Here is a 23,755-nt window from a genome sequence, read left to right as displayed (position 1 = left end):
TTTGAACGGCGTTTAGCTAGGCTCCCATGGAAATTTTCGGCATCCCCGTGCAAGCTTTTTTAGGCCAGCTTTTGCTGGGCTTGGTCAATGGCGCGTTCTACGCCATGCTCAGCCTGGGCTTGGCTGTGATCTTCGGCCTGCTTGGCATTGTTAACTTTGCGCACGGCGCACTCTACATGCTGGGCGCTTTTGCCGCATGGATCTTGATGGATTCATTTGGCATTAACTACTGGGCGGCACTGATACTTGCGCCGCTGGCAGTTGGCCTTATCGGCGTCATCATTGAGCGCTTGTTTCTGCGCCACTTATACAAACTCGATCCGCTCTACGGTTTGCTGCTCACCTTTGGCTTGGCCTTGATTGCCGAAGGCATTTTTCGCGAACTCTACGGCGTCTCAGGACAAAGCTACCGCGTGCCAGAACTGCTCTCAGGCGGCACCAACCTCGGCTTTATGTACCTGCCTAACTACCGCGCTTGGGTAGTGTTTGTGTCATTGGTGGTTTGCTTTGGCACGTGGTACCTGATTGAGCGCACCCGGCTCGGCGCCTATCTGCGCGCCGGCACCGAGAACGCGCCACTGGTTCAGGCCTTTGGCATAAACGTGCCTGTGATGGTCATGCTCACCTATGGCGCTGGCGCTGCGCTAGCAGGCTTGGCCGGTGTGCTGGCTGCGCCGATTATTCAGGTCAACCCGTTAATGGGTTCCAACCTCATCATCGTCGTGTTTGCGGTGGTGGTGATTGGCGGCATGGGCTCTATTTTGGGCTCAGTGCTGACGGGTCTGGCGCTAGGCCTGATCGAAGGCATGACCCGCGTGTTCTACCCCGAAGCATCGAATATTGTGGTGTTTATCGTCATGGTGCTAGTGCTCATGGTTAAACCAGCCGGCCTGTTTGGCAAGGAAAACTAAAGATGAGCCAGAACACCCCCTCCGCCACAACCTCCCAGACCCCCTCATCGAGTTCCACCGTGCCCACTGCGCCCTCTCTCCAAAGCAAGCTCAAAAGCAGCGCCTCGCGTATCACCAAGCTAACTTACGTAGTGATACTGATACTGGCAATAGCAGCGCCTTTTCTAGGCCTGTATTCGGTTTTTTTGATGAAGCTACTGTGCTTTGCACTGTTTGCCTGCGCGTTTAATTTGCTGCTTGGCTTTACCGGTTTGCTGTCCTTTGGACATGCAGCCTTTTTTGGCTCGGCCGCCTATATCACCGGCTGGTTTATCAAGTCCCAAGGCTGGTCGCCAGAGCTGGCCATTTTGGCCGGCACTGTTGCAGCTGGCTTTATTGGTTTGCTCGTTGGCCTAGTTGCGATTCGCCGGCAAGGCATTTACTTCGCCATGATCACCTTGGCGATGGCGCAAATGGTTTACTTTATTTGCCTGCAAGCGCCCTTTACCGGCGGTGAAGACGGCCTGCAAGGCGTTCCGCGTGGCCTGCTTTTTGGTTTGATTTCCCTCAAGTCAAACCTCACCTTGTACTACGTCGTACTGGCAATATTTGCCGCCTGCCTGATGGCGATTGCACGAATAGTCCACTCACCTTTCGGTCAGGTGCTAAAGATGATTCGCGAAAATGAGCCGCGTGCCATTTCGCTAGGCTACCAGGTTGACCGCTACAAGCTGCTGGCCTTTGTGCTGTCCGCCATGTTGGCCGGCTTGGCTGGTTCACTCAAAACCTTGGTGATGGGTTTTGCAACCTTGACTGATGTGCACTGGTCTTTGTCTGGCGAGGTCATCTTGATGACGCTGCTAGGCGGCGTGGGCACGTTTTTCGGCCCGGTCTTGGGTTCTGGCATCGTCATTGCGCTGCAAAACTTATTGGCTGACAAGGTCGGCTCTTGGGTCAACGTCATCATTGGCGTGATCTTTGTGCTGTGCGTGCTAGCCTTTCGCAAAGGCGTGGTGGGCGAATTACATGCCTTCCGTGAGCGCCGCAAAGCGGCAAAATTAGCCGCCAATCTCGACGTTTAATCAGCTAAAAACACAAAGCGGTCAACCCGCTTTGTGAAGCACAACCTTGGGTCAAGCAAACCCCAAGCGTGTACAAATAACTCGGCTAGGCCAACTAAAGCGGCGCATACAGTCCGGCTTTAAACCCATCAAATACGCACTACGTTAGGCGGCAAATACGCACTGCACGCCTTGCAAACATTGAGCAAGCTATTTTTTCAACCCCATCGTGGGCGCTTGGCGTACTGAATTTGACCCGTAAAGCACATGCCAAGGCCATGCACAGGTTGAACTAAGTCGACATATAAGACACATGTAAGACCGCCCTTACGCCCTTAAAAAACCACCCGCAGATCAATAAAACCCACGGTTTTTAGCCATTGCAGTGAGCTGCTTAGATCTTGTACAACACATTTTTTAAACTTTCAGGGAAATCCCTAGACACATAAAAAAGATACTAAATGTATAAAAGTGAGACATTTTGAAAGAGTCCAATGTCCGCTTTAGACAGCCCTATAAACCCCTTTGGCGTTGATGCCTACGGCGTTCCACGCGCCTTTACCGCCGCCGTCACCGAGTTTGCCGAGATCACCAAGCTTGACGCGCAAGCGCTGCTGCGAGGTGACAGTTTGCAAATCAAAGAATTTAACTTCTGGTTTCAGCACTACGGCGAGTACGACCCCGCCGGCCTGACTATTTTTGTAGACATTGGTACGGCAGAAAACCTGACGCCCGAACAAGAAATACCCGTCTTGCGCCAGCTACTTGAAAACAACGCCAACAACCCAGCCGGCTTATGCGGTTTTTTTGCACGGCTGCCAGACGGTGGCCAGATCGTCTACGGTTTTCGGTTGGCGCTTGACCAGACCGCCAACGGCGGCGAAGCCGTGGCCGAAATGCTGCTGTCGCTGGTCAGCGCCACGCAGCTGATGCGCGACACATTGGCCCAAAGCGCAGAGATTCTTGAGCAAAATATGGCTGAGTTTTCAGCTTAGATTGAAGGACAGTGTCATGACAAATCCAATAGGTTCAAGTCCTTCATCCCGCTCCGCCGCAGCCGCAGCCACAGCCACAGCCACAGCCACAACCGCACCCGCACCCGCAACCACACGGCCGATGGGATACCCTATCAAGTCCGCAGTATTTGACGCCTTGGGCGGCGCTGTAATCACAGGCGCCAGTTGGGTCTACAGGCCGGCAGTACAAACCGTCATCTTCGGCGCGGTCAGCACACTTATCAAAAGAACAGCGAATGCTGCTGGCAATCCCGTTGACACACCTGAAGAAGAAGCTGCGGTGGCGTGCATGAGTAACGTCATCGCCGACTACGGCTCTGGCGTCGTAGCCGGCGCGCTGCATGCACTGGCCACTACTTTTGTCGGAGCGAGCCGGCACGGTATCAACTGCATTGCAAACTGGACCTAGTCAAAAAAGTAGACAAAGAGTTCCTCTAAAGGTTTAAATCAAACCTTGAAAAGGAAATTCATGAGCAAACATCACAGTGAACAGTTCAGGCAGCAAGCAGTCGAACACGTTTTAAATCACCCAGGGCAGTCCGTTGCGAACACAGCCAAGCTGCTTGGCGTTGGCTACTCCACGTTAGACAAGTGGATGCGTGTACACCGCACTAGCATCGGCGTTACCGCCAGCGCGGCCTTATCGATAGATCAACAACGACTTCGTACGCTTGAGCGTGAGAACGCGCACTTACGAGAGGTCAACGACATACTAAAAAAAGCGCACGTGTACTTCGTGAAAAATCCAAGTCTGCCAAGTACACGTTTATGAAATCTCACTTGGACGCCTACCGCATGGCCGCTCTGTGCGCGGCTTTGTCGGTTAGCCGCTCGGGCTACTACGCATGGCTTGCCCGCCCACAGCGAGCAACTGATCTGCACGATGCCATTCGTGCCTGCCACACAGCGCATAAAGCAAGAGTGGGCGCACCCAGCATCCACGCCGAGCTCGTTGGTAGCGGCTTAAACGCTTGCGCGCGCACCGTCGGTAGGCATATGCATTATTTGGGATTACGCGCTAAAGGAAGTCAGAAATTTAAACGCACCACTGACTCTAATCACGGCAAATTAGCCTCGCCTAACTTGCTGGAGCGCCAGTTCGAAGTGTGCGCACCTAATCAGGTTTGGGTTGGAGACATTACTTATATACGCACTGCGCAGGGTTGGCTGTATTTGGCCACGGTGATCGACTTGTACAGTCGCGCTGTTGTAGGCTGGCAGATGAGCGGGCGAATTGATAGCAAGTTAGTGTGCGATGCATTGCAAGCGGCCATTCTCACCAGAGGAAAACCTACTGGCGTGATGGTTCACACCGATCAGGGATCGCAATACGTGTCGAACGCGTACCGCAAAATGCTCAGGGAAAGTTTACTTATTCAAAGCATGAGTAGGCGCGGAAATTGTTGGGATAACGCCGTAGCAGAATCGTTCTTCGCCACACTGAAAAAGCAAGCTATTCACGGTGAATACTTTGCAACCCGAGAGCTAGCTAAGCAGGCAGTCTTTGAATACATAGAGGCTTATTACAATCGCATTCGCAGGCATTCAACCGTTGGCTGGCTAAGCCCACTTAACTTTGAAAATCTGTATTACCAATCTTTAGAGGACTCTGCTGTCCATTAATCTGACTAGGTTCACAGACTTTACTACCGAAGGTGATTCTGACAATGATCAAGGCGTCAGCGAAGATAAATCTGATAACTTGGTTAAGTTTCATACCCCACTTAAAGGCGGATTTGCTGCTTCATCACCAGCCAGAAACAATCAAGCAACTAGGCCCAAAGTCTCCTTAAAAGCGCTCGGCGACTCAACACCGCTGAGAAAAACAAAGGCAGAACAAAACCTAGGCTCCGCAAATCAAAACCAAAGTCGAGCAGCGCGCCTCAAAACCCCAATCTCCCCCCCAAGTAATCCAACAAACACCCGCTATCCGCCGTCGTCACCCCAGCCAAAACCTGCAGTAGAGCCGTAGCCGCCAGTGGTGCGGGGCGAACGGTTAAGCCGGTTTTTGCGAAGGGTTGGCTCAGTGCGGTGGCGACGGTGCCGGGGTGTAGCGACACGCAGACGCTTTGTCGATTGCGCCGTGTGAGCTCAATTGACGCGGTTTTAACCAACTGATTGAGGGCGGCCTTAGAGGCGCGATAGCCGTACCAGCCGCCCAGCGAGTTGTCGCCAATACTGCCTACCTTGGCCGAGAAAAAGCCCGCCACGCACCGGCCTTGTTTGGGCAGCAGTGGGAAGAAATGCTTCATCACTAATGCTGGCCCTAGCGTGTTGATGGCGAACACGTGCTGCAAATAGGCGGCATCGAGTTGCGTCCAGCTGCGCTCGGGCTGGCCTTGTGGTCCGTGCAAAAACCCGGTCGCCACAATTAGCAAACGCAGGCTTTGGCCGTGTGCGGCGCAGTGCGCAGCGATTGTGCTGGCGGCGCTGGCGATACTGGCTTCATCGAGATAGTCCATCGCCAAACCGTTGGCGGCGTCGCGGCTAATGCCCAGCACGTCGGCATAAATGCCGTCGGCTTTGAGTTGCGCCAGCATGGCCGCACCCAAGCCGCCGCCTGCGCCTATCACCACGGCCAAGCCCTCGTTCTTCTCACCCGAGGTGAGCGGAATAACGGCGGTATTTACTTCGGCATTCACCTCAGCATCAAGCGCCGAAGCATCAATGGCCGAGGCATCAGCCGCCGAGTTGTTGTTGGGCGTGTTGAGCGCTTCAGTCATGCGCTGGCCTTACGCCTCATCCATAAAGCGCACTTTGACGCTTTTGCCTTTGACCTTGCCAAAAGACAGTTTTTGCTGCGCCTCACTAGCAATCGCGCGGTCGACGGCGACGTAGGTTGAAAATTCATTGACATTGATTTTGCCGACTTGCTCGCGGGTAAAACCGGCGTCGCCAGTCAGTGCGCCCAGCACATCGCCGGCGCGGATTTTTTCTTTGCGGCCGCCGACGATTTGCAAAGTCACCATGGGCGGCAACAGCGGCTCTTGGCTGGCGGGTGTCAGTTCGCTGAGTTTGTGCCACTCGGACTCGGCTTTTTGCAGTTGCTCAATTTTGCCAACACTGCCCATCTCGTCCATGCTGGCCAAGCTCATGGCCCAGCCTTCTTGGTCGGCGCGGCCGGTGCGGCCTATGCGGTGAATATGCACTTCGGCGTCCGGCGTGACGTCAACGTTAATGACCATCTCTAACTGGGCAATGTCCAAGCCGCGCGCCGCCACATCGGTGGCCACTAGCACTGAGCAGCTGCGGTTAGAAAACTGCACCAAGACTTGATCGCGCTCGCGCTGCTCAAGTTCACCGAACAAGGCCAAGGCGCTAAAGCCGTGGTCTTTCAAGTAGCTCACCAAGGCGCGGCATTGCGATTTGGTGTTGCAAAAAGCCAAGGTGCTGGCGGGACGGAAATGGTTTAGCAGTTTGGCCACTGACTCAAGTCGGGCTTCGTCATGGTCGCTGTCGGCGACTTCGTACCAGCGCTGGCGAATCTTGCTTTTTTCGTGTTGCGCCTGCACCGTGATGGTTTGCGGCGACTTCATAAACTGCTGGCTAATCTTGGCAATGCCTTCTGGGTAGGTGGCCGAAAACAGCAGGGTTTGCCGCTCTTTGGGGCACTGCTTGGCGACCACACAAATGTCTTCAAAAAAGCCCATGTCTAGCATGCGGTCGGCTTCGTCTAAGACCAAGGTATTCATGGCTTCTAGGTTTAGATTGCCACGACCCAAATGGTCCATGATGCGGCCGGGTGTGCCCACCACGATGTGCGCGCCATGCTCAAGACTGGCGACTTGACCGCGCAAGGCGACACCGCCGCAGAGCGTGACGACTTTGATGTTTTCTTCAGCCCGCGCCAGACGGCGAATCTCAGTGGCGACTTGGTCGGCCAGCTCGCGGGTTGGGCACAACACCATGGCTTGCACCGCAAAGCGACGGGCATTGAGGTTGGCGAGTAGCGCTAAAGCAAAGGCGGCCGTTTTGCCGCTGCCGGTTTTGGCTTGGGCGATTAAATCCTTACCCAGTAACGCCACCGGCAGGCTGGCGGCTTGGATCGCGGTCATCTGCAAGTAGCCCAGTTGGGTGAGGTTGGCCAGTACATGGGCTGGCAGCGACAAGGCGCTGAAATCATTGGAGTTCGTAGTCATGCGGGCATTATCGGTGATGGGGCTGATCCGCTATGACCAGATTCCTAGAAGTCACTCATGCGAAGCAGGCATAGCCCCAAGTGACGGGCGCGAATACCAAGGGTAGCCCTCAAGCTTGAGGCTACGGGTGGTACTCTGCGTCTCAATAGCAAGGCATGCAGCCTTGACACAACCGACAGGATAATTTGATGCAGACATTTGACTTTGACCTTTTCGTTATTGGCGGCGGCAGCGGCGGCGTACGCGCAGCGCGCATGTCAGCCCAACGCGGCGCACGCGTGGGCTTGGCCGAAGTGGCCGATATGGGTGGTACTTGTGTGAACGTCGGCTGCATCCCCAAAAAGCTTTACAGCTATGCCGCTTCTTTTGCCGAGGCCTTTGAAGAGTCTCACGGCTTTGGTTGGGTCGGCCAAGCGCCGGTGCTGGATTGGGATTTACTCAAAACCAACCGCGCCCGTGAAATTTCTAGGCTTAACGGCATTTATGTCGGCATGCTGGACAAAGCCGGCGTGACCATCATCCGCGGCTGGGCCAAGCTGACAGGGCCGCATACGGTTGAAGTCGACGGCAAAAGCTATAGCGCTAAAAACATTTTGATAGGCACTGGCGGCACCGCCCAAGTGCCGGCGGTGACGGGTCGTGAGCTGGTGCTGACTTCTGACCACATGTTTGACCTCAAGCCCTTTCCCAAACGCCTTTTGGTAGTTGGCGGCGGCTACATCGCCTGCGAGTTTGCGTCTATTTTTAACGGTTTGGGTTCAGACGTCACCTTGCTGCACCGGGGCGAGAAAGTGCTCAAAGGCTTTGACGAAGATGTGCGCGACTTCATCGCGCTGGAAATGCAAAAAGCCGGCGTCAAGCTGCAACTCCAGCATGAAGTGGCGTCCATCGCCAAGGTTGGCGACTGTCTGCAAGTTTCTGTCAAAGGCAGCGACGCGTTCTTTGAAGTCGATGCCGTGCTGTACGCCACTGGTCGTGTCGCCAACACCAAAGGCTTGGGTCTAGAAGAAGTTGGCGTAGCCACCAAGGCCAACGGTGCGGTGATCGTTAACGATCAGTACCAAACATCAGTACCGTCGATTTACGCTTTGGGTGATGTGACATCCCGGATTCAGCTGACACCGGTGGCGACCGGCGAAGCCATGGTGCTGGTCGATCATTTGTTCGGCCCGACCGCAGGCAAAGCGGCGCGTAGCATTAGTTACGACTTTATTCCGACGGCGGTGTTTACCCATCCTAATATCGGCACCGTCGGCTATACCGAGACTGAGGCGCGCGAAAAATTTGGCGCAGTCACGGTTTACCGCAGCGACTTTAAAGCGCTCAAGCACACGCTAAGCGGTAGCTCAGAACGCACGCTGATGAAGCTGTTAGTGGAAGACGCCACCGACCGTGTGGTGGGCCTACACATTGTGGGCGCAGACGCAGGTGAAATCGTTCAAGGCTTTGCCGTGGCGATGAAGGCCGGCGCGACCAAAGCCATCTTTGACAGCACCATTGGAATACACCCAACCATGGCAGAAGAGCTTGTGACCATGCGCGAGCCAGTGCAAACTTTAAAAGCCTAACGCTTAAAAGAACAAACCTTAAAAAAAGCGCGACCACATGTCTTACCTGCCCAGTTTTACCGCCCCAATGCGCTACCTAGATGCTGCCTCTGCGTTGGCCCAAATCAGCCTGATTTACGACCAGCAAATTAGCCATCTGCGCCAAGCCATGCAGCGCTTTGTCGACGGCGAAACTCTGCCCGGCCATGTGCGCGCTTGCTATCCTTTTGTGCGTTTGCACACCAACACAGTGGCGCGCGCCACGCGAGAAGAGCTGAACATTTCGCTACTAAGCTACGGCTTTGTCGCCGGACCAGGTCACTTTGAAACCACGCTGACCCGACCTGATTTATATGCCAGCTACTACCTTGAGCAGCTCACCTTGCTGCTACAAAACCATAATGTAGAACTGGAAGTGGGCACCAGCACGCAGCCGATACCAGTGCATTTTTCATTCGCCGAGCACGACCACATTGAAGGCAATATGGACGCGCAGCGCCGCATGTTGATGCGCGATATGTTCGACCTGCCCGACTTGGCTTCTATGGACGACGGGATTGCCAACGGCACGTTTGAGCCGCGCCCGGGTGAGCCCATGCCGCTGTCGCTGTTTACCGCAGCAAGAGTGGATTACTCGCTGCAACGGCTGCGCCACTACACTGGCACCTCGCCGGAGTGGTATCAAAACTTTGTGCTGTTTACCAACTACCAGTTCTACATCGACGAGTTCGTACGCCTAGGCCATGCCGCAATGGCTGACCCGAATAGCGAATACATCGCCTTTATTGAACCCGGCAATGTGGTCACGCGCCGCACCGGCTTAACACCGCCTGACAGTGATGCGCTGGGCCTAGCGCCGCCGCGTTTGCCGCAGATGCCGGCCTATCACTTGGTGCGTGCTGACCGCAGCGGCATCACCATGGTCAACATTGGCGTGGGGCCTGCCAATGCAAAAAATATCACCGACCATATTGCAGTGCTCAGGCCGCATGCCTGGATCATGCTGGGCCATTGCGCCGGCCTGCGCAACAGTCAGCAACTGGGCGACTATGTATTGGCCCACGGCTATGTACGCGAAGACCATGTACTGGATGAAGAATTGCCGCTGTGGGTGCCAATTCCGGCACTGGCAGAAATTCAAAAAGCGTTAGAGCAAGCGGTGGAAAATGTGACCGGGCTTAGCGGTACAGAACTCAAGCGCATCATGCGCACCGGAACCGTGGCATCGACCGACAATCGCAACTGGGAATTGCTGCCAGCGAATAAACCACAGCGACGCTTTAGCCAAAGCCGAGCGGTTGCGCTTGACATGGAGAGCGCCACCATTGCGGCGAATGGTTTTCGCTTTCGCGTACCCTACGGCACGCTGCTGTGCGTGAGTGATAAACCGCTGCATGGTGAAATTAAATTGCCCGGCATGGCAAATCATTTTTACCGCGAGCGCGTCGATCAACATTTGCGCATTGGCATACGCGCCATGGAGTTGCTACGCAGCCAAGGCACTGACCAATTACACAGCCGCAAGCTGCGCAGTTTTGCAGAAGTCGCCTTTCAATAAGTACAAAGAGACAGTTGATGTTGAGTCGCGACGCACTAGTAGAACTAACCGAAGAAACCCACGGCATACAGATAGACATGATCTATGCGCGTGCGGACAACTTCACCGGCAAAGTGATTTACCCGCATGCAAAATGCTATTTGCACCCAGATGCTGAAGTGCTTTTTAAACACGCGATTTCTGCGGCCAAAAATTTTGGCTTTCGGATCAAAGTGTTTGATGCCTTTCGCTCACAACAAGCGCAGCAAGCGCTGTGGGACTGTGTGCCAGATCCGCGTTATGTGGCCGACCCCAAAATAGGTTCAAACCACACCCGCGGTGTGGCGCTAGACATAACGCTGCAAAGCCTAGATGGCCAAGATTTGGATATGGGCACAGCAGTCGACACCATGACAAAAGCCTCACACCATTTCTACCCCGACTTGGCCGCACCAGTGCTTATCAACCGCATGTATTTAATGACCGTGATGCAAGAGGCCGGTTTTATTCACCACCCCAACGAATGGTGGCATTACCAGTTGCCCAATGCATCACGCTTCGCGCTGCTGGAACTGCCGGTCTGAAAGTCACACGCGCTTAAAGTTTAGCGTTGGCCAGCGCCATGGATTAAATCAAAATTTAGACTCACCCAAAGAGGATGGTTTAGCGGCTGGCAAACTGACATAAGAGTTCAGCATGGTCTTGAGCACATCTTTCATATCCGGCGCTAGGGTTTCAATCCGGGCCAATTCTGTGCGTATAAAGTCAGCCGAAACAGCAGCACGCGGATTGCTCAAAAAGGTGTTGTATAAAACAAAGTAGTCCTGCCTTAAAACGGTATGGTCCAGTATGGCGGTTTCATTGGCGTCATCTGCAATCTGGGTTGTGAAAAATTCAGGAATGCCAGCCTTGATTTTGTCCTCGAGAAAACCGCGTGCGGCGACAAAAATTGGCGCTGTATCCCGGCCGTTTTTTAACACCTGTGTTAGGCGCTCCAGCTCCTCGTCCGGCGTATCTGGGCTGGCGTGCACAATCATTTGCCTTGCCGCATTTTTAAAGGCTTCTGACATGTTTGAAGCATGCAGATCGCGGTACTGCCTGTCCTCGGTGTCCATTGAAATGAGTTCTGAACACTGGTAAAAGTTAGCGAGAAAAATCAATTTTTGCTCAGGCGTAAACCGCGCTGTCGACAGCAACCAAGCGCTGCTTCCGTCAGCCAAACTTATGGCAGCAGAGAAGATGTTTAAAACACTTTTATCTAGTTGGCTTAAATCTGTTTTAGCACTTACGGCAGTCAAATATTCCTGTATTTGCAGCTTATTATTTTGGCTCACAGCGGCGAGTGCTAAGGCGACTGACAAAGGGAAATCCGTCTTTGACAGTCGTTTTACAGAATCAAAAATCGTTGCGATAAGCCTAGGTGTAGGCTCAAAAAAGTGATTGCTCGCACAGCTATAGTCATGCACGAAAGCTACTTTGGCTTTAAGACTTGGAATAACATTAAGGACGTCCTCAAAGTTATCCAGTTGCCTTATGACTGCACGAAGTAAATTCATTGGCGCACCAGCTGACGAATTCGGATAACAAAAATAATCAGGATTAATCAAAGCATTGGCAATCGCTAATTTGGCATGAGGGTCAGCAGAAATAGCCGCCATCACATCTCGGGCATGCGCAGGACTGGTATTGGCCATGTCTGTGAGTAAATCCATAGCCGGAGCGTAAAGGCTAGGTACTGATGACTGCGTCGCTAAAGTAGCGGCACTATGACGCAATCGTCCCAAAATAGCGGCACCGACTTCAGGACTAATCGCAGAAATTTCAGGACTTAAATTAGTAAAATTTTTCAAACAAGCCAGTACCAGTTTGGCCGTTGACTCACTTGTGTTGTTAATGCATGAGAACAAGCTATTAATAATAGAGTCAGTTTTTTCTGCCACTTCAGGACTTACGTTTGAAGCACTGGCACGGCTATACAAAAAAAGATTCAGTAAATAAATAGCATGATGACAAGTGTCTGGATTATTGACCGCCGCTTGCAAAAGCGGCAGCTCTACTTTGTAGCGTTCAACAAAATCATCTACGGCTAAGCCGGTATGACAATCATGCTCCATACGCTGTTGGATTAATTTCATAGTGTCCAACAAACTTGAACTACTGCCACTGCTTAAGAGCTTTGAATCCCCTGCATTAAGCACACTGGAGCTGGAGCCGTCATCAATTTCAACAAGGCTAACTTGCCTGCTGGTCAATGCTGGTGCAGCTATATTTTGCAATGTCGTCACACTCGCAGTAAGTGACGACGCTGGCGTTGCAGCAGACACTCTAGAATTTTTAACGTCTAACGCGGGAGCACTTGAAGAAGTACTCGCTGGTGTATGCGCAGGTGATTGGCCAGAATTAAAGGGTTGCATATAAATCCTGTGTGAAGTCTTGCGGTATTGGCAGGTTAACTACCACCGTCAAGTCAATATTTACATCCTAAATATGCAGGCAAATCCCGAGTAGTTTCCCGTCTTGCCAAATAAAAAATTCATACACTTTTTGCTAGGCAATGACTGCGCTGCTTACTTTAAAAGTAATCGTTCTCAAATATGTATTGAGCATAGTCTTAAGTACGTCTTGCATATCGACTGGCAACGCGAGAGTGCGTGCAATTTCTGAATGAATAAAATCACCTGAGATTTCTGCATGTGGATTTTCAAGAAATGAGTGGTAGAGAACAAAGTATTCCTCACGCCAAGCGGTGTAGGCCAGCAAACCATCTTTTTTGGTATCGACTGCAATGGGTTCCGTGAAAAAATTAGGTAGAGACTGCTTTATCTGATCTTCTAAAAATCCGCGTGCAGCCACAAAAATAGAAGCGGTATCACGACCATTTATCACCATTGCGATTAAGCGTGACAACTCAACACCAGGCGCAGAAGAACTGGCATCTAATAGCATTTGGCGAGCGGTATTTTTAAAAACTTCTGGCATGTTTGACGCATGCAGTTGACGGTATTGCAAATCGCGACTGTGGCTCACCACGAATACAGTCTGCGAGTAAAAATTCTCAAGAAAATTAAGTTTAATTTCTACGCTTAAATTTTTTGAAGCGAGTAAAAATGCACTATTTCCACTGGCTAGGCTGATGGCGGCAGGCAAGAGTTCTCTTACACGACTATCCACAGCTGCAGTTCCACCCACACCAGCTTTTCCATCTAAGGCTGATTTAGCATTCATCGCCACTAGATAGTGCTGCGCTTGTGGCGCAGAATGACTGCCGACTACAGCCAGTAGCAAGGCGATTAAGGTAGGCGTGTCTAGCGCAGGCGTAGCTTTTATCACGTCAAGAATCTTACTGAATCGCTGCGTCGTTTGCCGAAACACACTGCTGCTAGACAAACTGTATCCACGTACAAAAGCTACTTTCCCGCTTGTGCTTGGAATGACCTGAAGCACTTCAGAAAAATTATCTAATTGATTAATTAATGTGCGAAGTAAAAAAATGGGCGTCGCGCCAGTTGGCTGAGGATAGACAAAATCTTCTGTTCTAAGCAGTGCAGCCGTCAGCGCCAAGGCGGCAGCGGGTGCTGCAGCTATCGCCGCCATCACGTCTCTTGCATGTTCAGAGCTGGTGTGAGCCATATCAATTAATAGCTCAACTACTGGTGTGTAGAGTTCTGGCACTGACAACTGAGCGACCAAGGTTTTAGTCATACCGCGCAACTCTTGCAAAATAAAAGCGCTGATTTCTTGGGCTGCAGATGAACTCCACGACTGGGTTCTCACAAAGTGAGTTACGTACATTAATGCCGGTTCAATCAGCTGCGTATTGTGGCTTTCTATGAGCGCAAAATAACTACGAATAATGGCGCTTGCTTGGTCCGCAGTCTTTTGGTTGGGCAGCGGCATATTGATAATTCGCCCCAAATAAATAGCCAATAGATACACCGCACTTTTACTCGTCTCTGGCTGTATGACTGCCGTATGCAAAAAGGCAAGGTCTTGCTCGTAGCGGGCAACGAATTGATTTAGGCTTAACGCATCGTCGTTAATCATGCGGAATTGGAGCGACTTAATTTGATTAACAAAGTCTGCCCTCACCAAACTATCCGCAGCTTTGGCGTCCAGCATTATGGCTGCACTTTGTTCTACCGATTGCAGAGCAGACGCTGCACTAGGTTGGCTGGTGCGGCTAGAGCCTTGATCAGTAGCACATGCGGCTGGCAAGACTTGCCTGACATGTCTGTCGGTTAAGGCCACTAAGCCAGCGGTTTGTGGTGATGCAGCTAGCGAACTGACAAGTGACGACGCTGGAACTACTGACACTTGCGCATGACTGTTTTTAGTATCGCGTATTGGCGATTGCGATTGCGATTGAACATAAGCTGGCGCATCACTAGGCGTATTGATCGGCGAATTGATCGGCGAATAAGAGGGCGACTGACCAGAAGTAGAAGTTTGCATAAAAACCTGTCTGCAAAAAATTAAAATTGAAAACTATTTTTTGGAATCCAACAATATCGATGTGTTTTTGAATATGGCTTGGCTAGCGTAGGTACTAAATAAGAACTTGAGAACATCTTTCATATCTGGCGGGAATGTGGCCATGCGTAAAAGCTCTTCCTGTATAAACGCAGGTGTAATTTCCGCCTCTGGGTTACGCAAAAACGTATCGTACAAAACAAAATATTCCTGGCGTAAAGTTGCATAGGCCATAACACCGGCCTTGTCTGTTTCATCCGTTTCATCTGTTTTATCTGCTATTGGCGCTAGAAAAAATTCAGGAATTACGGCCTTTATCTTGTTTTCTAAAAAACCACGCGCCGCCACAAACAATGGTGTCGTGTTACGGCTGATTTCCAGTAACTCAGTTAAACGTTGCAGTTCAATTTCAGGCGCACCTGGGCTGGCTTGAAGAATCATTTGCCGAGCTTCATCTTTAAATGTCTCCAGCATGTTGGAGGCATGCACGTCACGGTACTGCTTATCTTCAGTGTCCATCAATAAGAGGTTTGGTCGTTGGTATAAATTACCCAGGAACATACGTTTAACTTCAACTGTTAAAGCCGAAGATGCGAATATAAAAGTGCCACTATCACTGGACAAACTAATCGCCGCTGACAAGAGAATTTCAAAATATTTATCAAATTCATCAGTTAATTTTTTAGCCTCTAAGGCCGCAAGATATCTACACGCTTGTACTGACGATTTATTACCCACAACCGCTGTTAGCAAGGCAATTGATAAAGTTAAATCAGTCTTTGTAATTAACTTTATGGCATCAAGAATATTGGTAAAAAATTGATCTGTTAGCCTGAAATAATGAGTACTTGAGCAGCTATATTCCCGGGCAAAAACTATTTTTTCTTTTATATTTGAAAGGCTAGAAACAAGCTCGCCAAAGTCGCCGCGTTGGTTGGCAATTGCACTCAATAGTTTTATGGGTGCTACACCTGATGCGTTTGGATAGGCAAATGCATCAGGCATTAACAGGGCTTCAGACAATGCTAAGCGGGCAGCAGGGTCGCAAGAAACTACGCTTAACACTTGGCCTGCATGGGCATTACTGGTGCTAGCGACAAAGGTTAACAACTCTATTGCTGATGGATAGCATTCTGGATCAGACAGTTGTGCCGCCAAGATTGGCGTAATTTTGAGTAAGCGTTCCAAAATAAATTCATTGACGGTCAAGTGAGTCACTGAATTCCATAAAGGAGTTTTTAAAAATAAATTTAAGTAACTCAACACGGAGCTGATCATTTTTTTATTCTGGCCAGCAAGGACTATAAAAAAAATATCGACAATAGTATTTGCTTTTTCAGTCACTACCGCAGCGGGCAAATCAGCCGTAATAATATTTTCAAAAAAAAGAGACAACATGTGCAAAGCACTGGCACTGCTTGATGCTCGTACTGCAGCCGCGTAAAGCAGAGGAAGGTCGCTCTTATAGCTATCAACTAATAAAACAGAAGTTGTTTCGGTATCGTGATCTATACGTTTTTGCAATGCCTCAATGGCTTTAGCCATTGAGGCATTGCTTGTATCGCATACCGCTATTTCACACACCGCTTTGGAGTCGCCCATATCAGATGAATTAGAGCTAATCCAAAGCACATTTTTTTCTGATTTAAGAGGATATGTTTGTGTGGGATAAAATTGAGCACTACTACTGATGCGTCCTGTGCTGTCGAGTTCAACCCTTTTAACCTGTCTCTTGGTTAATGCTTGCGGCACCAATACATGCGCCCTAATTTTTGTTGAAACTAAAGACGGCGTTGTACTTACGGTTACGGCTACGGTTACAGCTGTTGGCTGCGAATTCTGGTTATCTAGCGTATGAGGGTGCAGAAAAACCAATGCTGGCGTGTGTGAACACGGCAGACCAGGACGAGAAGGCTGCATAGAAATCCTGTGACGAAAATATGACCGCATAAGTACATAGATTGCAAAATGAAATTGCATCTCGGCTTACTACCCAGAGCTACCTAAACTGGGTGTACACGGTGTTTATCTTCTGAATTTCAAATACGCTAACCAGTATTTTCCCGTCTTGTGAAAAAACAAATATCTGTTAATTTTTGTTTTGGCGTTGTTGTCTTTACTTATATAAAAAACTGCTTTTATATAACGACTATGAAAGTCAAAACAAAAAATAAAACCAACTAAGTAAGGTCTAAATTTAAGGTGTAAGACCTGCTGTGAAATTGACAAAAATGCACTGCTTCTTTTGCCGTACAAAATAGGTCAGCCGCAAAGACGCAGCGCACTTACTACTCGCGCATGCACATGTCAGTAGTGAGTAGTGAGTAGTGAGTAGTGAGTAGTGAGTAGTGAGTGTGCAAGTATGACTCGCACCTCGAAGCACCCAACCCTAACTACTCCATTAAGCCAAGCGCGGCTTAACCATGGCCGCGCATTTTTTAGCGTTAGTTCGTGCCACTTCCACATCGGCATCAAAAGCCAGTGCTACGCCCATACGGCGTTTGATAAAACTCTCGGGTTTGCCGAATAAACGGATGTCGGTGTTGGGCACGCGCAAGGCTTTGTCTACGCCGTCGAAAACTATACCGTGGCCGTCGACGCCGCCGTAAATCACAGCGCTGGCACCCGGGCTTTTGAGTGCTGTATTGACCGGCAAACCGAGAATGGCGCGCGCATGCAGTTCAAATTCGTTTTGCCACTGCGTGCACATAGTCACCATGCCGGTATCGTGCGGGCGCGGGCTAACTTCGCTGAACCAGACTGCATCGCCTTTGACAAACAGCTCTACCCCAAACAGACCTTGACCGCCTAGGTTGTCGGTTACTGCTTTGGCGATCTCGCGGCTTCTTTGTAATGCAGCGTTTGGCATGGGATGGGGCTGCCAGCTTTCAACATAGTCACCGCTGACTTGTACGTGGCCTATGGGTTCGCAGAAGTGGGTTTGCGCTTGGCCGTCGGCGTCGAGTGCGCGCACGGTGAGCAAGGTGATTTCGTAATCAAAGTCTATAAAGCCTTCAACAATGACCCGGCCGTGGCTGACGCGGCCACCAGCCATGGCGTGATCCCAGGCGGCTTTGACATCTTCTGCGCCCGAGATCTTGCTCTGGCCTTTACCGGATGAGCTCATCACGGGTTTAACCACGCAGGGGTAGCCAATGCTGCTGTCAATCGCAGCTTGCAACTCTTGCAGTGAATCGCAAAAAACATAAGGGCTGGTTGGCAGACCCAAAGTTTCTGCGGCCAAGCGGCGAATGCCTTCGCGGTCCATGGTCAGGCGCGCGGCTCGGGCTGTGGGGATGACGCGCACCGTGCCTGCTGCTTCTAGTTCTTCCAACATGGCGGTGGCGATGGCTTCAATTTCAGGCACGACCAGATCGGGTTTTTCTTTTTCAATCAAGGCCTTGAGCTGGGCCGGATCGCTCATGGTGATGGTGCGTGCGTGGTGGGCGAGTTGCTGACCGGGTGCATTCTCGTAGCGGTCTACGGCTATGGTTTCAACGCCTAGACGTTGCAGTGCAATCAAGACTTCTTTGCCGAGTTCGCCAGAGCCTAGCAGCATAACTTTTGTGGCTTTTGGAGAGAGAGGGGTGCCGAGTACGGTCATGGTGTGTCAATCAAAAAAATCAGTAGTGAATAAGTTTTGTCGGCGGCTCAACGCTCATAGCTGGCGCATGCTCGACTTTACAGCCTGCGCTGAAAGGCTTTTTTGTCGTCTCTTGGTGGTTGGTTTTTTTAGCTTTTATTCTCAATTGGTTTGCCTCCGACCATATTCATCGCAGGTTCAAGTCATAGGCGCCGCAGAGATACAACCAACTTGCTTTGAGGTAAAACTCAAGTTGTCATCACGGCAAAGCGCGCGGTTAATTCGCCCAAGCCTAGCGCTTGCAAAACAGCGTCCAAGCGTTGCTGGGCGGCGCGGGTCGCGGTCAAGTTCGGCACGACGGGTCGGCTGGCCAAAATCAACTCGTTTTTCATCGAGTGTTCCCAGCCTACTAGTTCCGTCACAGTGACTTGGTAGCCATTGGCTTCGAGTTGCAGGCAGCGCAGCACGTTGGTGATTTGGCTGCCGAATTCGCGGGTGTGCAAAGGGTGGCGCCAGAGTTCGGCCAGCGGTGATTTGCTCAAGCTCAAGGCCCGAGTTTTTTTGAGCACACCGGCTACTTCGGCTTGACAGCAAGGCACTAACACCATGTGGCGCGCTTGCTTGGCGAGGCCAAAAGCTATTGCGTCGTCGGTCGCGGTGTCGCAGGCATGCAAGGCGGTAACTATATCTATGTGGGCGGGTAAATCGGCCGACAACGTGGCGTCTTGCACCGATAGATTTAAAAAAGACATGCGCTCAAAACCCAAACGGGCCGCCAGTGCGCGCGACTTTTCAACCAACTCGGCGCGGGTTTCAATGCCGAAGATATGGCCGCTCTGGCTATCGGGGTGGGCCACCTTGTAGAACAAATCGTAGAGGATAAAACCAAGATAAGACTTGCCCGCACCATGGTCGGCTAGCGTGGCCGGCTTGGACTGCTGTGAGACTTGCTCTAGCAGCGGCTCTATAAATTGATACAGGTGGTAGACCTGCTTGAGTTTGCGCCGGGTGTCTTGGTTGAGCTTGCCTTCACGCGTGAGGATGTGCAGCTCTTTGAGCAGCTCTATCGACTGGCCCGGCCGCAGCTCGTCAATTTGTTGCGCTGGCTTAGGCATATTTGACTTGCGGCTTGAGCCTTGAGCGTTTGAGGACTGTGCAGCCCTGGAGAACTTGGGATTTTTCATGAATCTCAATTTTAAGGCGTGGCGGTGACCGCGCCTTGAACAGCATCACAAATGTTTTCACTTTAATCAATTGCACACAATCTAGTTGTGTGAAATAATAATGGAATGCCAAGCAAAATAGCCAAACCTTCTGACAACAACAAAGACGCCGAGATGCGTTTGGACAACCAGTTGTGCTTTGCGCTTTACTCTGCTTCATTAGCCATGACCAAGGTCTATAAGCCGCTATTGGCCGAGCTTGGCCTGACCTATCCGCAATACCTAGTCATGCTGGCGCTTTGGGAGCAAGACAAGCTGGGCGTGTCTGAACTGGGCGAGCGACTCAGTTTGGACTCTGGCACGCTGACGCCATTGCTCAAGCGACTAGAAACCTCGGGCTACATCGCCCGAGTACGCGCTGTAGAAGATGAGCGCCGCGTCAACATCAGTCTGACACCGGCTGGCATCAAACTCAAAAGTCGAACCGCAAAAATTCCGCCCTGCATTCTCAGCGCCAGTCAATGCACGGTTCCTGAGCTGATGGCCTTGACCTACCAAGTACAGGGTTTACGTCAAAATTTACTGACGTGATAAATCCATCGATTAAAAAATTTATACCTGTCATACGCCGCAAAAGTTTTATCCAACGTCTCCTAGACGAGACATTTTTAACCTAAGGAACTCACCATGACCACAGCACTCGACAAAGTTTTATACACCGCAAAAGCGCACACCACTGGTGGCCGCGATGGACACTCCAAGTCTGATGACGGCCGTTTGGAAGTCAACCTCAGCTCACCCGGCGGCGCTGGCACCGGTACCAACCCAGAGCAACTGTTTGCTGCTGGCTACTCGGCTTGCTTCATAGGCGCCATCAAAGCGGTTGCCGGCATGCAAAAAATTACCGTACCAGCCGATCTAGCTGTTGACGCCAGCGTTGACCTTGGCACCATTCCTGCCGGTTACGGCGTGTCTGTTCGCCTTGACATCACCCTGCCAGGCATGGAGCCAGTCGCCGCTCAAGCCCTGATCGACGCAGCCCACAAGGTTTGCCCTTACTCCAACGCCACGCGCGGCAATATCGACGTCGTCATCACGCTGAAGTAATTGATCAAGGTGCTGCCGCTACACGCGGCAGCCAAGCCTTAGCGCCGCTGGTCTATGACTCGCGGCGCTTTTTTTTCGTCGCTTCGGCGTACAGACCTACTCAAACCGATCTCAATCTGCGCTGACAATCAGACATGAACAAAATGTTGCCCGAGTCTGCTACACCGCCACACGCTTACGAGCATCTCACCCCGGATAAGGTGCTCGACGCCTTAGCCAGCGTGGGTTTGATAGGCGATGGTCGGCTGATGACGCTGTCGAGTTATGAAAACCGGGTCTACCAGGTCCACTTAGAAGCTGCACCGAATGCACCCAGTGAAGTCGTCGTGGTCAAGTTCTACCGACCAGATCGCTGGAGCGACGCACAAATTATTGAAGAACACGACTTTGCGACCGAACTCATGGCCGCCGAAATCCCCATGATTGGCCCCCTGCGCTTGGAAGGCCAGACGCTCAACCACTTTGGCGGCTTTAGCTTTAGCGTCTCGCCCAGCCGCGGCGGGCGCCGGCCGGAACTTGAAGACCTGAGCGTGCTCGAGTGGATTGGCCGCTTGATGGCGCGCCTGCACACGGTGGGTCGAGCCAAACCGTTTGCACTGCGCCCAGCCTTAGACATGCAAAGCTTTGGCTACAACTCACGCGACATATTGCGCGCGGGCAACTATCTGCCTTTGGATATGGAGTCACGCTGGCACAAAGCCTTTGAAGAAGCCATGCAAACCGCACAAGGCGTGTTCGACAGCGTCGGCCAGGTCAAGCAAATACGCCTGCACGGCGACTGCCACCCAGGCAACATCCTCTGGACGCCAGAAGGCATGCAGGGCGCTGGCCCGCATTTTGTCGACTTAGACGATGCGCGCAGCGGCCCGGCGGTGCAGGACTTATGGATGCTGCTCTCCGGCGACCGAAGCCAGTGTCTGCGCCAGCTAGGCGCGCTGGTTGACGGCTACGACGAATTTGGCGAATTCGATAGGCGCGAACTGGCCTTGATAGAGCCGCTGCGCACCCTGCGCATGGTGCACTACAGCGCTTGGCTGGCGCAGCGCTGGCATGACCCGATTTTCCCCATCAATTTCCCTTGGTTTGGTTCAAGCGACTACTGGAAGGGACAAGTTGATATGTTGGAAGAGCAAACCGAGGCCATGCAAGCAGCGCCACTGGTTGCGTGAGCGCAGATGGTCAGTCAAAAAAGTGCTTCAGTCGTCATGACTAAGCCGTAGCAATACCGCTGCTATTCTTAGCCGCCTAAGGGATTTCGATAGGCTTTGAAGCGCGCGTCTGCGCTAGCATGACCCACAAGGCAAAACGCCGACACACTAGCGACGTAATGCACGCCCTCAGTCAGTCAGTCAGTCGCTCGCTCGCTCGCAAGGCTGGCAGATCAGCGCCACACCAAAACAGGCCTGAATTCGTGACATACGTTCAACAAGACGCTGCGCGCATGGTCAGCGGGATCAAAAAAACTCGATAGGGTGAAATAAATATGCTGCGCAGAACAACTCTTTCGCTACTAGCCCTTAGCCTGCTCACCGGTCTAGCCGCGAGTCGTGCCTACGCCCAGACTTGGCCGGCCAGACCAGTCAAAATTATTGTTCCCTTTGCCGCAGGTGGGCCGGCGGATGTCTATGCCCGCGTGATTGCCCAGCGGCTATCAGAGTCCTTAGGTCAACCCTTTGTCGTCGACAACAAGCCGGGTGCTGGCTCAGTCATTGGCACAGACATCGCCGCCAAATCAGCCGCCGACGGCTATACCCTGCTTCTCATGAGCAATGCGCATACGGTCAACGAAACTTTGATTCCGAACAAACCATTTGTATTAATGAGGGACTTTGTTGCGGTCACGCCCATCAACTACTCAGACCTCGTGCTGGTCGCCAACCCCGCAGTGCCGGCAGCCAATATCAAAGAATTACTGGCGCTGGCCAAAGCCAAGCCTGGCAAGCTCAATTACGCCTCGTCCGGCCCCGGCACGCCCTACCATATGGCGGGTGAATTGTTCAAAAGCATGGCCAATGTTTCACTGGTCCACATTCCTTACCGCGGCAGTAGCGGCGCGCGAACCGACGTGATGGGTGGGCAGGTCGATGTGATGTTTGATGCAGTCACGACCATGGCCGAACAAGTCAAGTCTGGCCGCGTCAAGGCGTTGGCCACAACTGGAAAGCAGCGCTCCGAGGTCATGCCCAATGTACCCACGCTAAACGAATCAGGCGTTCCCGGCTACGAAGCGACTATTTGGTTAGGCCTGATGGCGCCGCGTGGCACACCACAGGCGGTGGTCAACCAACTCAATCTATCCGTCTCCAAAGTCGTCGATACGCCAGAGATCAAACAGCTTTGGGCTAAGCAGGGAGCAGTAGCCATGGCCATGAGCCCGGCCGCGTTTGACACTTACATACAACTTGACATCAACAAGTGGGCTAAAGTCATCAAGTCAGCCAACATCAAACTCAACTGACAAGTGGCTGACCCTGACTTGTCATTTAGTTTTTTTGGCTTGGAATGCCTGAACCCAATCTTAAGGAACAAACACATGAACCCACTTTTTATGCTCAGCGCGGGCGCGGCCCAAGGCTTGGTACTGGCGGTTGAAGGCCTATTTCAGGAAAAACATGACATCCAGCTCAGAGCCAGCTTTGGTGCGGTAGGTGCCATGCAAGAGCGCTTGGCTAACAGCCCCTGTGATGTACTGATATTGACCGAAACAATGATTGAAGAAGCGATACAAAACGGCACCGTATTGGCTGACAGTGCTAAGCCACTGGGCAAGGTCATGACAGGCGTGGCGGTTAAGACTGGTGAGCCAGCAGTAGATGTCTCGACACCAGAGGCGCTGACCGCTGCATTACGCGCAGCCAGCGGCATTTACATGCCCGATCAGCACAAATCCACCGCAGGTGTTCACTTCATGAAGGTGCTGGCGGAACTTGGCCTAGAAGCCGAACTCGCCGACCGCCTACGCCCCTATGCGAATGGTGCAACAGCGTTAACCGAAATGGCCAAAAGCAGCGAGCCAGGCTTGATTGGCTGCACCCAAGTCACCGAAATTTTGCTCATAGACGGCATTGAGCTAGCGGGTAACCTACCCAAAGCGTTCGAGTTAGCGTCTGTCTACACCGCCGCAGTCAGCGCGTCGGCAACCCAACCAGAATCTGCTGCATTATTCGTTGAAATGCTGACCGCCAAAGCCCAGGCTAAAACGCGTAAGAGCTGCGGTTTTGAGCCGATTTAAGGGCGGTAAA

At 51.8% G+C, this 23,755-nt stretch carries 20 protein-coding genes; 13 read left to right on the top strand and 7 right to left on the bottom strand.

Features of this window, described 5'->3' with window-relative positions:
* Positions 1-26: 26 nt before the first annotated feature.
* The 5 genes from HC248_RS01860 to HC248_RS01840 all read left to right on the top strand — a co-directional run bounded on the left by HC248_RS01860 (position 27) and on the right by HC248_RS01840 (position 4,590).
* Complete coding sequence (locus HC248_RS01860; RefSeq protein WP_168921022.1) at positions 27-911, top strand: branched-chain amino acid ABC transporter permease; 885 nt, start codon at positions 27-29, stop codon at positions 909-911.
* A 2-nt stretch (positions 912-913) separates the two neighbouring features.
* Positions 914-1,972 (top strand): branched-chain amino acid ABC transporter permease, encoded by a 1,059-nt coding sequence (locus HC248_RS01855; protein WP_168921021.1) that lies wholly within the window; start codon positions 914-916, stop codon positions 1,970-1,972.
* 473 nt (positions 1,973-2,445) lie between these two features.
* A complete protein-coding gene (locus HC248_RS01850; RefSeq protein WP_168921020.1) occupies positions 2,446-2,946 on the top strand; it encodes a type III secretion system chaperone family protein in 501 nt (166 codons plus the stop codon).
* Between the two features lie 16 nt (positions 2,947-2,962).
* Positions 2,963-3,376, top strand: a complete 414-nt coding sequence (locus HC248_RS01845; protein WP_168921019.1) for a hypothetical protein — start codon at positions 2,963-2,965, stop codon at positions 3,374-3,376.
* Between the two features lie 60 nt (positions 3,377-3,436).
* A protein-coding gene (locus tag HC248_RS01840) for an IS3 family transposase (RefSeq protein WP_168921018.1) occupies positions 3,437-4,590 on the top strand; the annotation gives its coding sequence in 2 pieces (ribosomal slippage) (positions 3,437-3,680 and positions 3,680-4,590; 1,155 coding nt in all).
* Positions 4,591-4,850: 260 nt separating this feature from the next.
* Here the strand turns inward: HC248_RS01840 and HC248_RS01835 are convergent.
* On the bottom strand, positions 4,851-5,690 hold the full coding sequence (locus HC248_RS01835; RefSeq protein ID WP_168921017.1) for an SDR family NAD(P)-dependent oxidoreductase: 840 nt from the start codon (positions 5,688-5,690) through the stop codon (positions 4,851-4,853).
* A 9-nt stretch (positions 5,691-5,699) separates the two neighbouring features.
* Complete coding sequence (gene dbpA / locus HC248_RS01830; protein ID WP_168921016.1) at positions 5,700-7,106, bottom strand: ATP-dependent RNA helicase DbpA; 1,407 nt, start codon at positions 7,104-7,106, stop codon at positions 5,700-5,702.
* Between the two features lie 188 nt (positions 7,107-7,294).
* On the opposite strand from dbpA, the gene gorA reads away from it, so the two are divergent.
* From gorA to ddpX, 3 genes are read left to right on the top strand one after another with little or no spacing between them, the layout of a single operon-like run.
* On the top strand, positions 7,295-8,674 hold the full coding sequence (gene gorA / locus HC248_RS01825) for a glutathione-disulfide reductase (protein ID WP_168921015.1): 1,380 nt from the start codon (positions 7,295-7,297) through the stop codon (positions 8,672-8,674).
* A 37-nt stretch (positions 8,675-8,711) separates the two neighbouring features.
* A complete protein-coding gene (locus HC248_RS01820) occupies positions 8,712-10,211 on the top strand; it encodes an AMP nucleosidase (protein ID WP_168921014.1) in 1,500 nt (499 codons plus the stop codon).
* A gap of 17 nt (positions 10,212-10,228) precedes the next feature.
* A complete protein-coding gene (gene ddpX, locus HC248_RS01815; RefSeq protein ID WP_238342692.1) occupies positions 10,229-10,774 on the top strand; it encodes a D-alanyl-D-alanine dipeptidase in 546 nt (181 codons plus the stop codon).
* 48 nt (positions 10,775-10,822) lie between these two features.
* Here the strand turns inward: ddpX and HC248_RS01810 are convergent, their stop codons facing one another.
* From HC248_RS01810 to HC248_RS01790, 5 genes are all read right to left on the bottom strand, one after another.
* Positions 10,823-12,325, bottom strand: a complete 1,503-nt coding sequence (locus HC248_RS01810) for a hypothetical protein (protein WP_168921013.1) — start codon at positions 12,323-12,325, stop codon at positions 10,823-10,825.
* A 412-nt stretch (positions 12,326-12,737) separates the two neighbouring features.
* Positions 12,738-14,642: a hypothetical protein gene (locus tag HC248_RS01805; protein WP_168921012.1), complete on the bottom strand. Its 1,905-nt coding sequence runs from the start codon at positions 14,640-14,642 to the stop codon at positions 12,738-12,740.
* A gap of 33 nt (positions 14,643-14,675) precedes the next feature.
* Entirely contained in the window at positions 14,676-16,580 is a 1,905-nt protein-coding gene (locus HC248_RS01800) for a hypothetical protein (RefSeq protein WP_168921011.1), read from the bottom strand.
* A 481-nt stretch (positions 16,581-17,061) separates the two neighbouring features.
* Positions 17,062-18,264, bottom strand: a complete 1,203-nt coding sequence (purT, locus tag HC248_RS01795; RefSeq protein WP_168921010.1) for a formate-dependent phosphoribosylglycinamide formyltransferase — start codon at positions 18,262-18,264, stop codon at positions 17,062-17,064.
* A 227-nt stretch (positions 18,265-18,491) separates the two neighbouring features.
* Positions 18,492-19,427, bottom strand: a complete 936-nt coding sequence (locus tag HC248_RS01790; RefSeq protein WP_168921009.1) for a class I SAM-dependent methyltransferase — start codon at positions 19,425-19,427, stop codon at positions 18,492-18,494.
* Between the two features lie 105 nt (positions 19,428-19,532).
* Between HC248_RS01790 and HC248_RS01785 the strand changes: the two genes are divergently transcribed.
* The 5 genes from HC248_RS01785 (at position 19,533) to HC248_RS01765 (ending at position 23,745) form a co-directional block, all read left to right on the top strand.
* Positions 19,533-19,997: a MarR family winged helix-turn-helix transcriptional regulator gene (locus tag HC248_RS01785; RefSeq protein ID WP_168921008.1), complete on the top strand. Its 465-nt coding sequence runs from the start codon at positions 19,533-19,535 to the stop codon at positions 19,995-19,997.
* A 96-nt stretch (positions 19,998-20,093) separates the two neighbouring features.
* A complete protein-coding gene (locus HC248_RS01780; protein ID WP_168921007.1) occupies positions 20,094-20,513 on the top strand; it encodes an organic hydroperoxide resistance protein in 420 nt (139 codons plus the stop codon).
* A 143-nt stretch (positions 20,514-20,656) separates the two neighbouring features.
* Positions 20,657-21,682, top strand: coding sequence for a serine/threonine protein kinase (locus tag HC248_RS01775; RefSeq protein WP_168923611.1), 1,026 nt, complete (start codon positions 20,657-20,659; stop codon positions 21,680-21,682).
* Positions 21,683-21,996: 314 nt separating this feature from the next.
* Positions 21,997-22,971, top strand: coding sequence for a tripartite tricarboxylate transporter substrate binding protein (locus HC248_RS01770; RefSeq protein ID WP_168921006.1), 975 nt, complete (start codon positions 21,997-21,999; stop codon positions 22,969-22,971).
* Positions 22,972-23,046: 75 nt separating this feature from the next.
* Positions 23,047-23,745: a molybdate ABC transporter substrate-binding protein gene (locus HC248_RS01765; RefSeq protein WP_168921005.1), complete on the top strand. Its 699-nt coding sequence runs from the start codon at positions 23,047-23,049 to the stop codon at positions 23,743-23,745.
* The last annotated feature ends 10 nt before the right edge of the window (positions 23,746-23,755 follow it).

Origin of the sequence: Polaromonas vacuolata (assembly GCF_012584515.1) — a bacterium.
Taxonomy (GTDB): domain Bacteria; phylum Pseudomonadota; class Gammaproteobacteria; order Burkholderiales; family Burkholderiaceae_C; genus Polaromonas; species Polaromonas vacuolata.
This window is presented reverse-complemented; position numbering and strand designations above follow the sequence as displayed.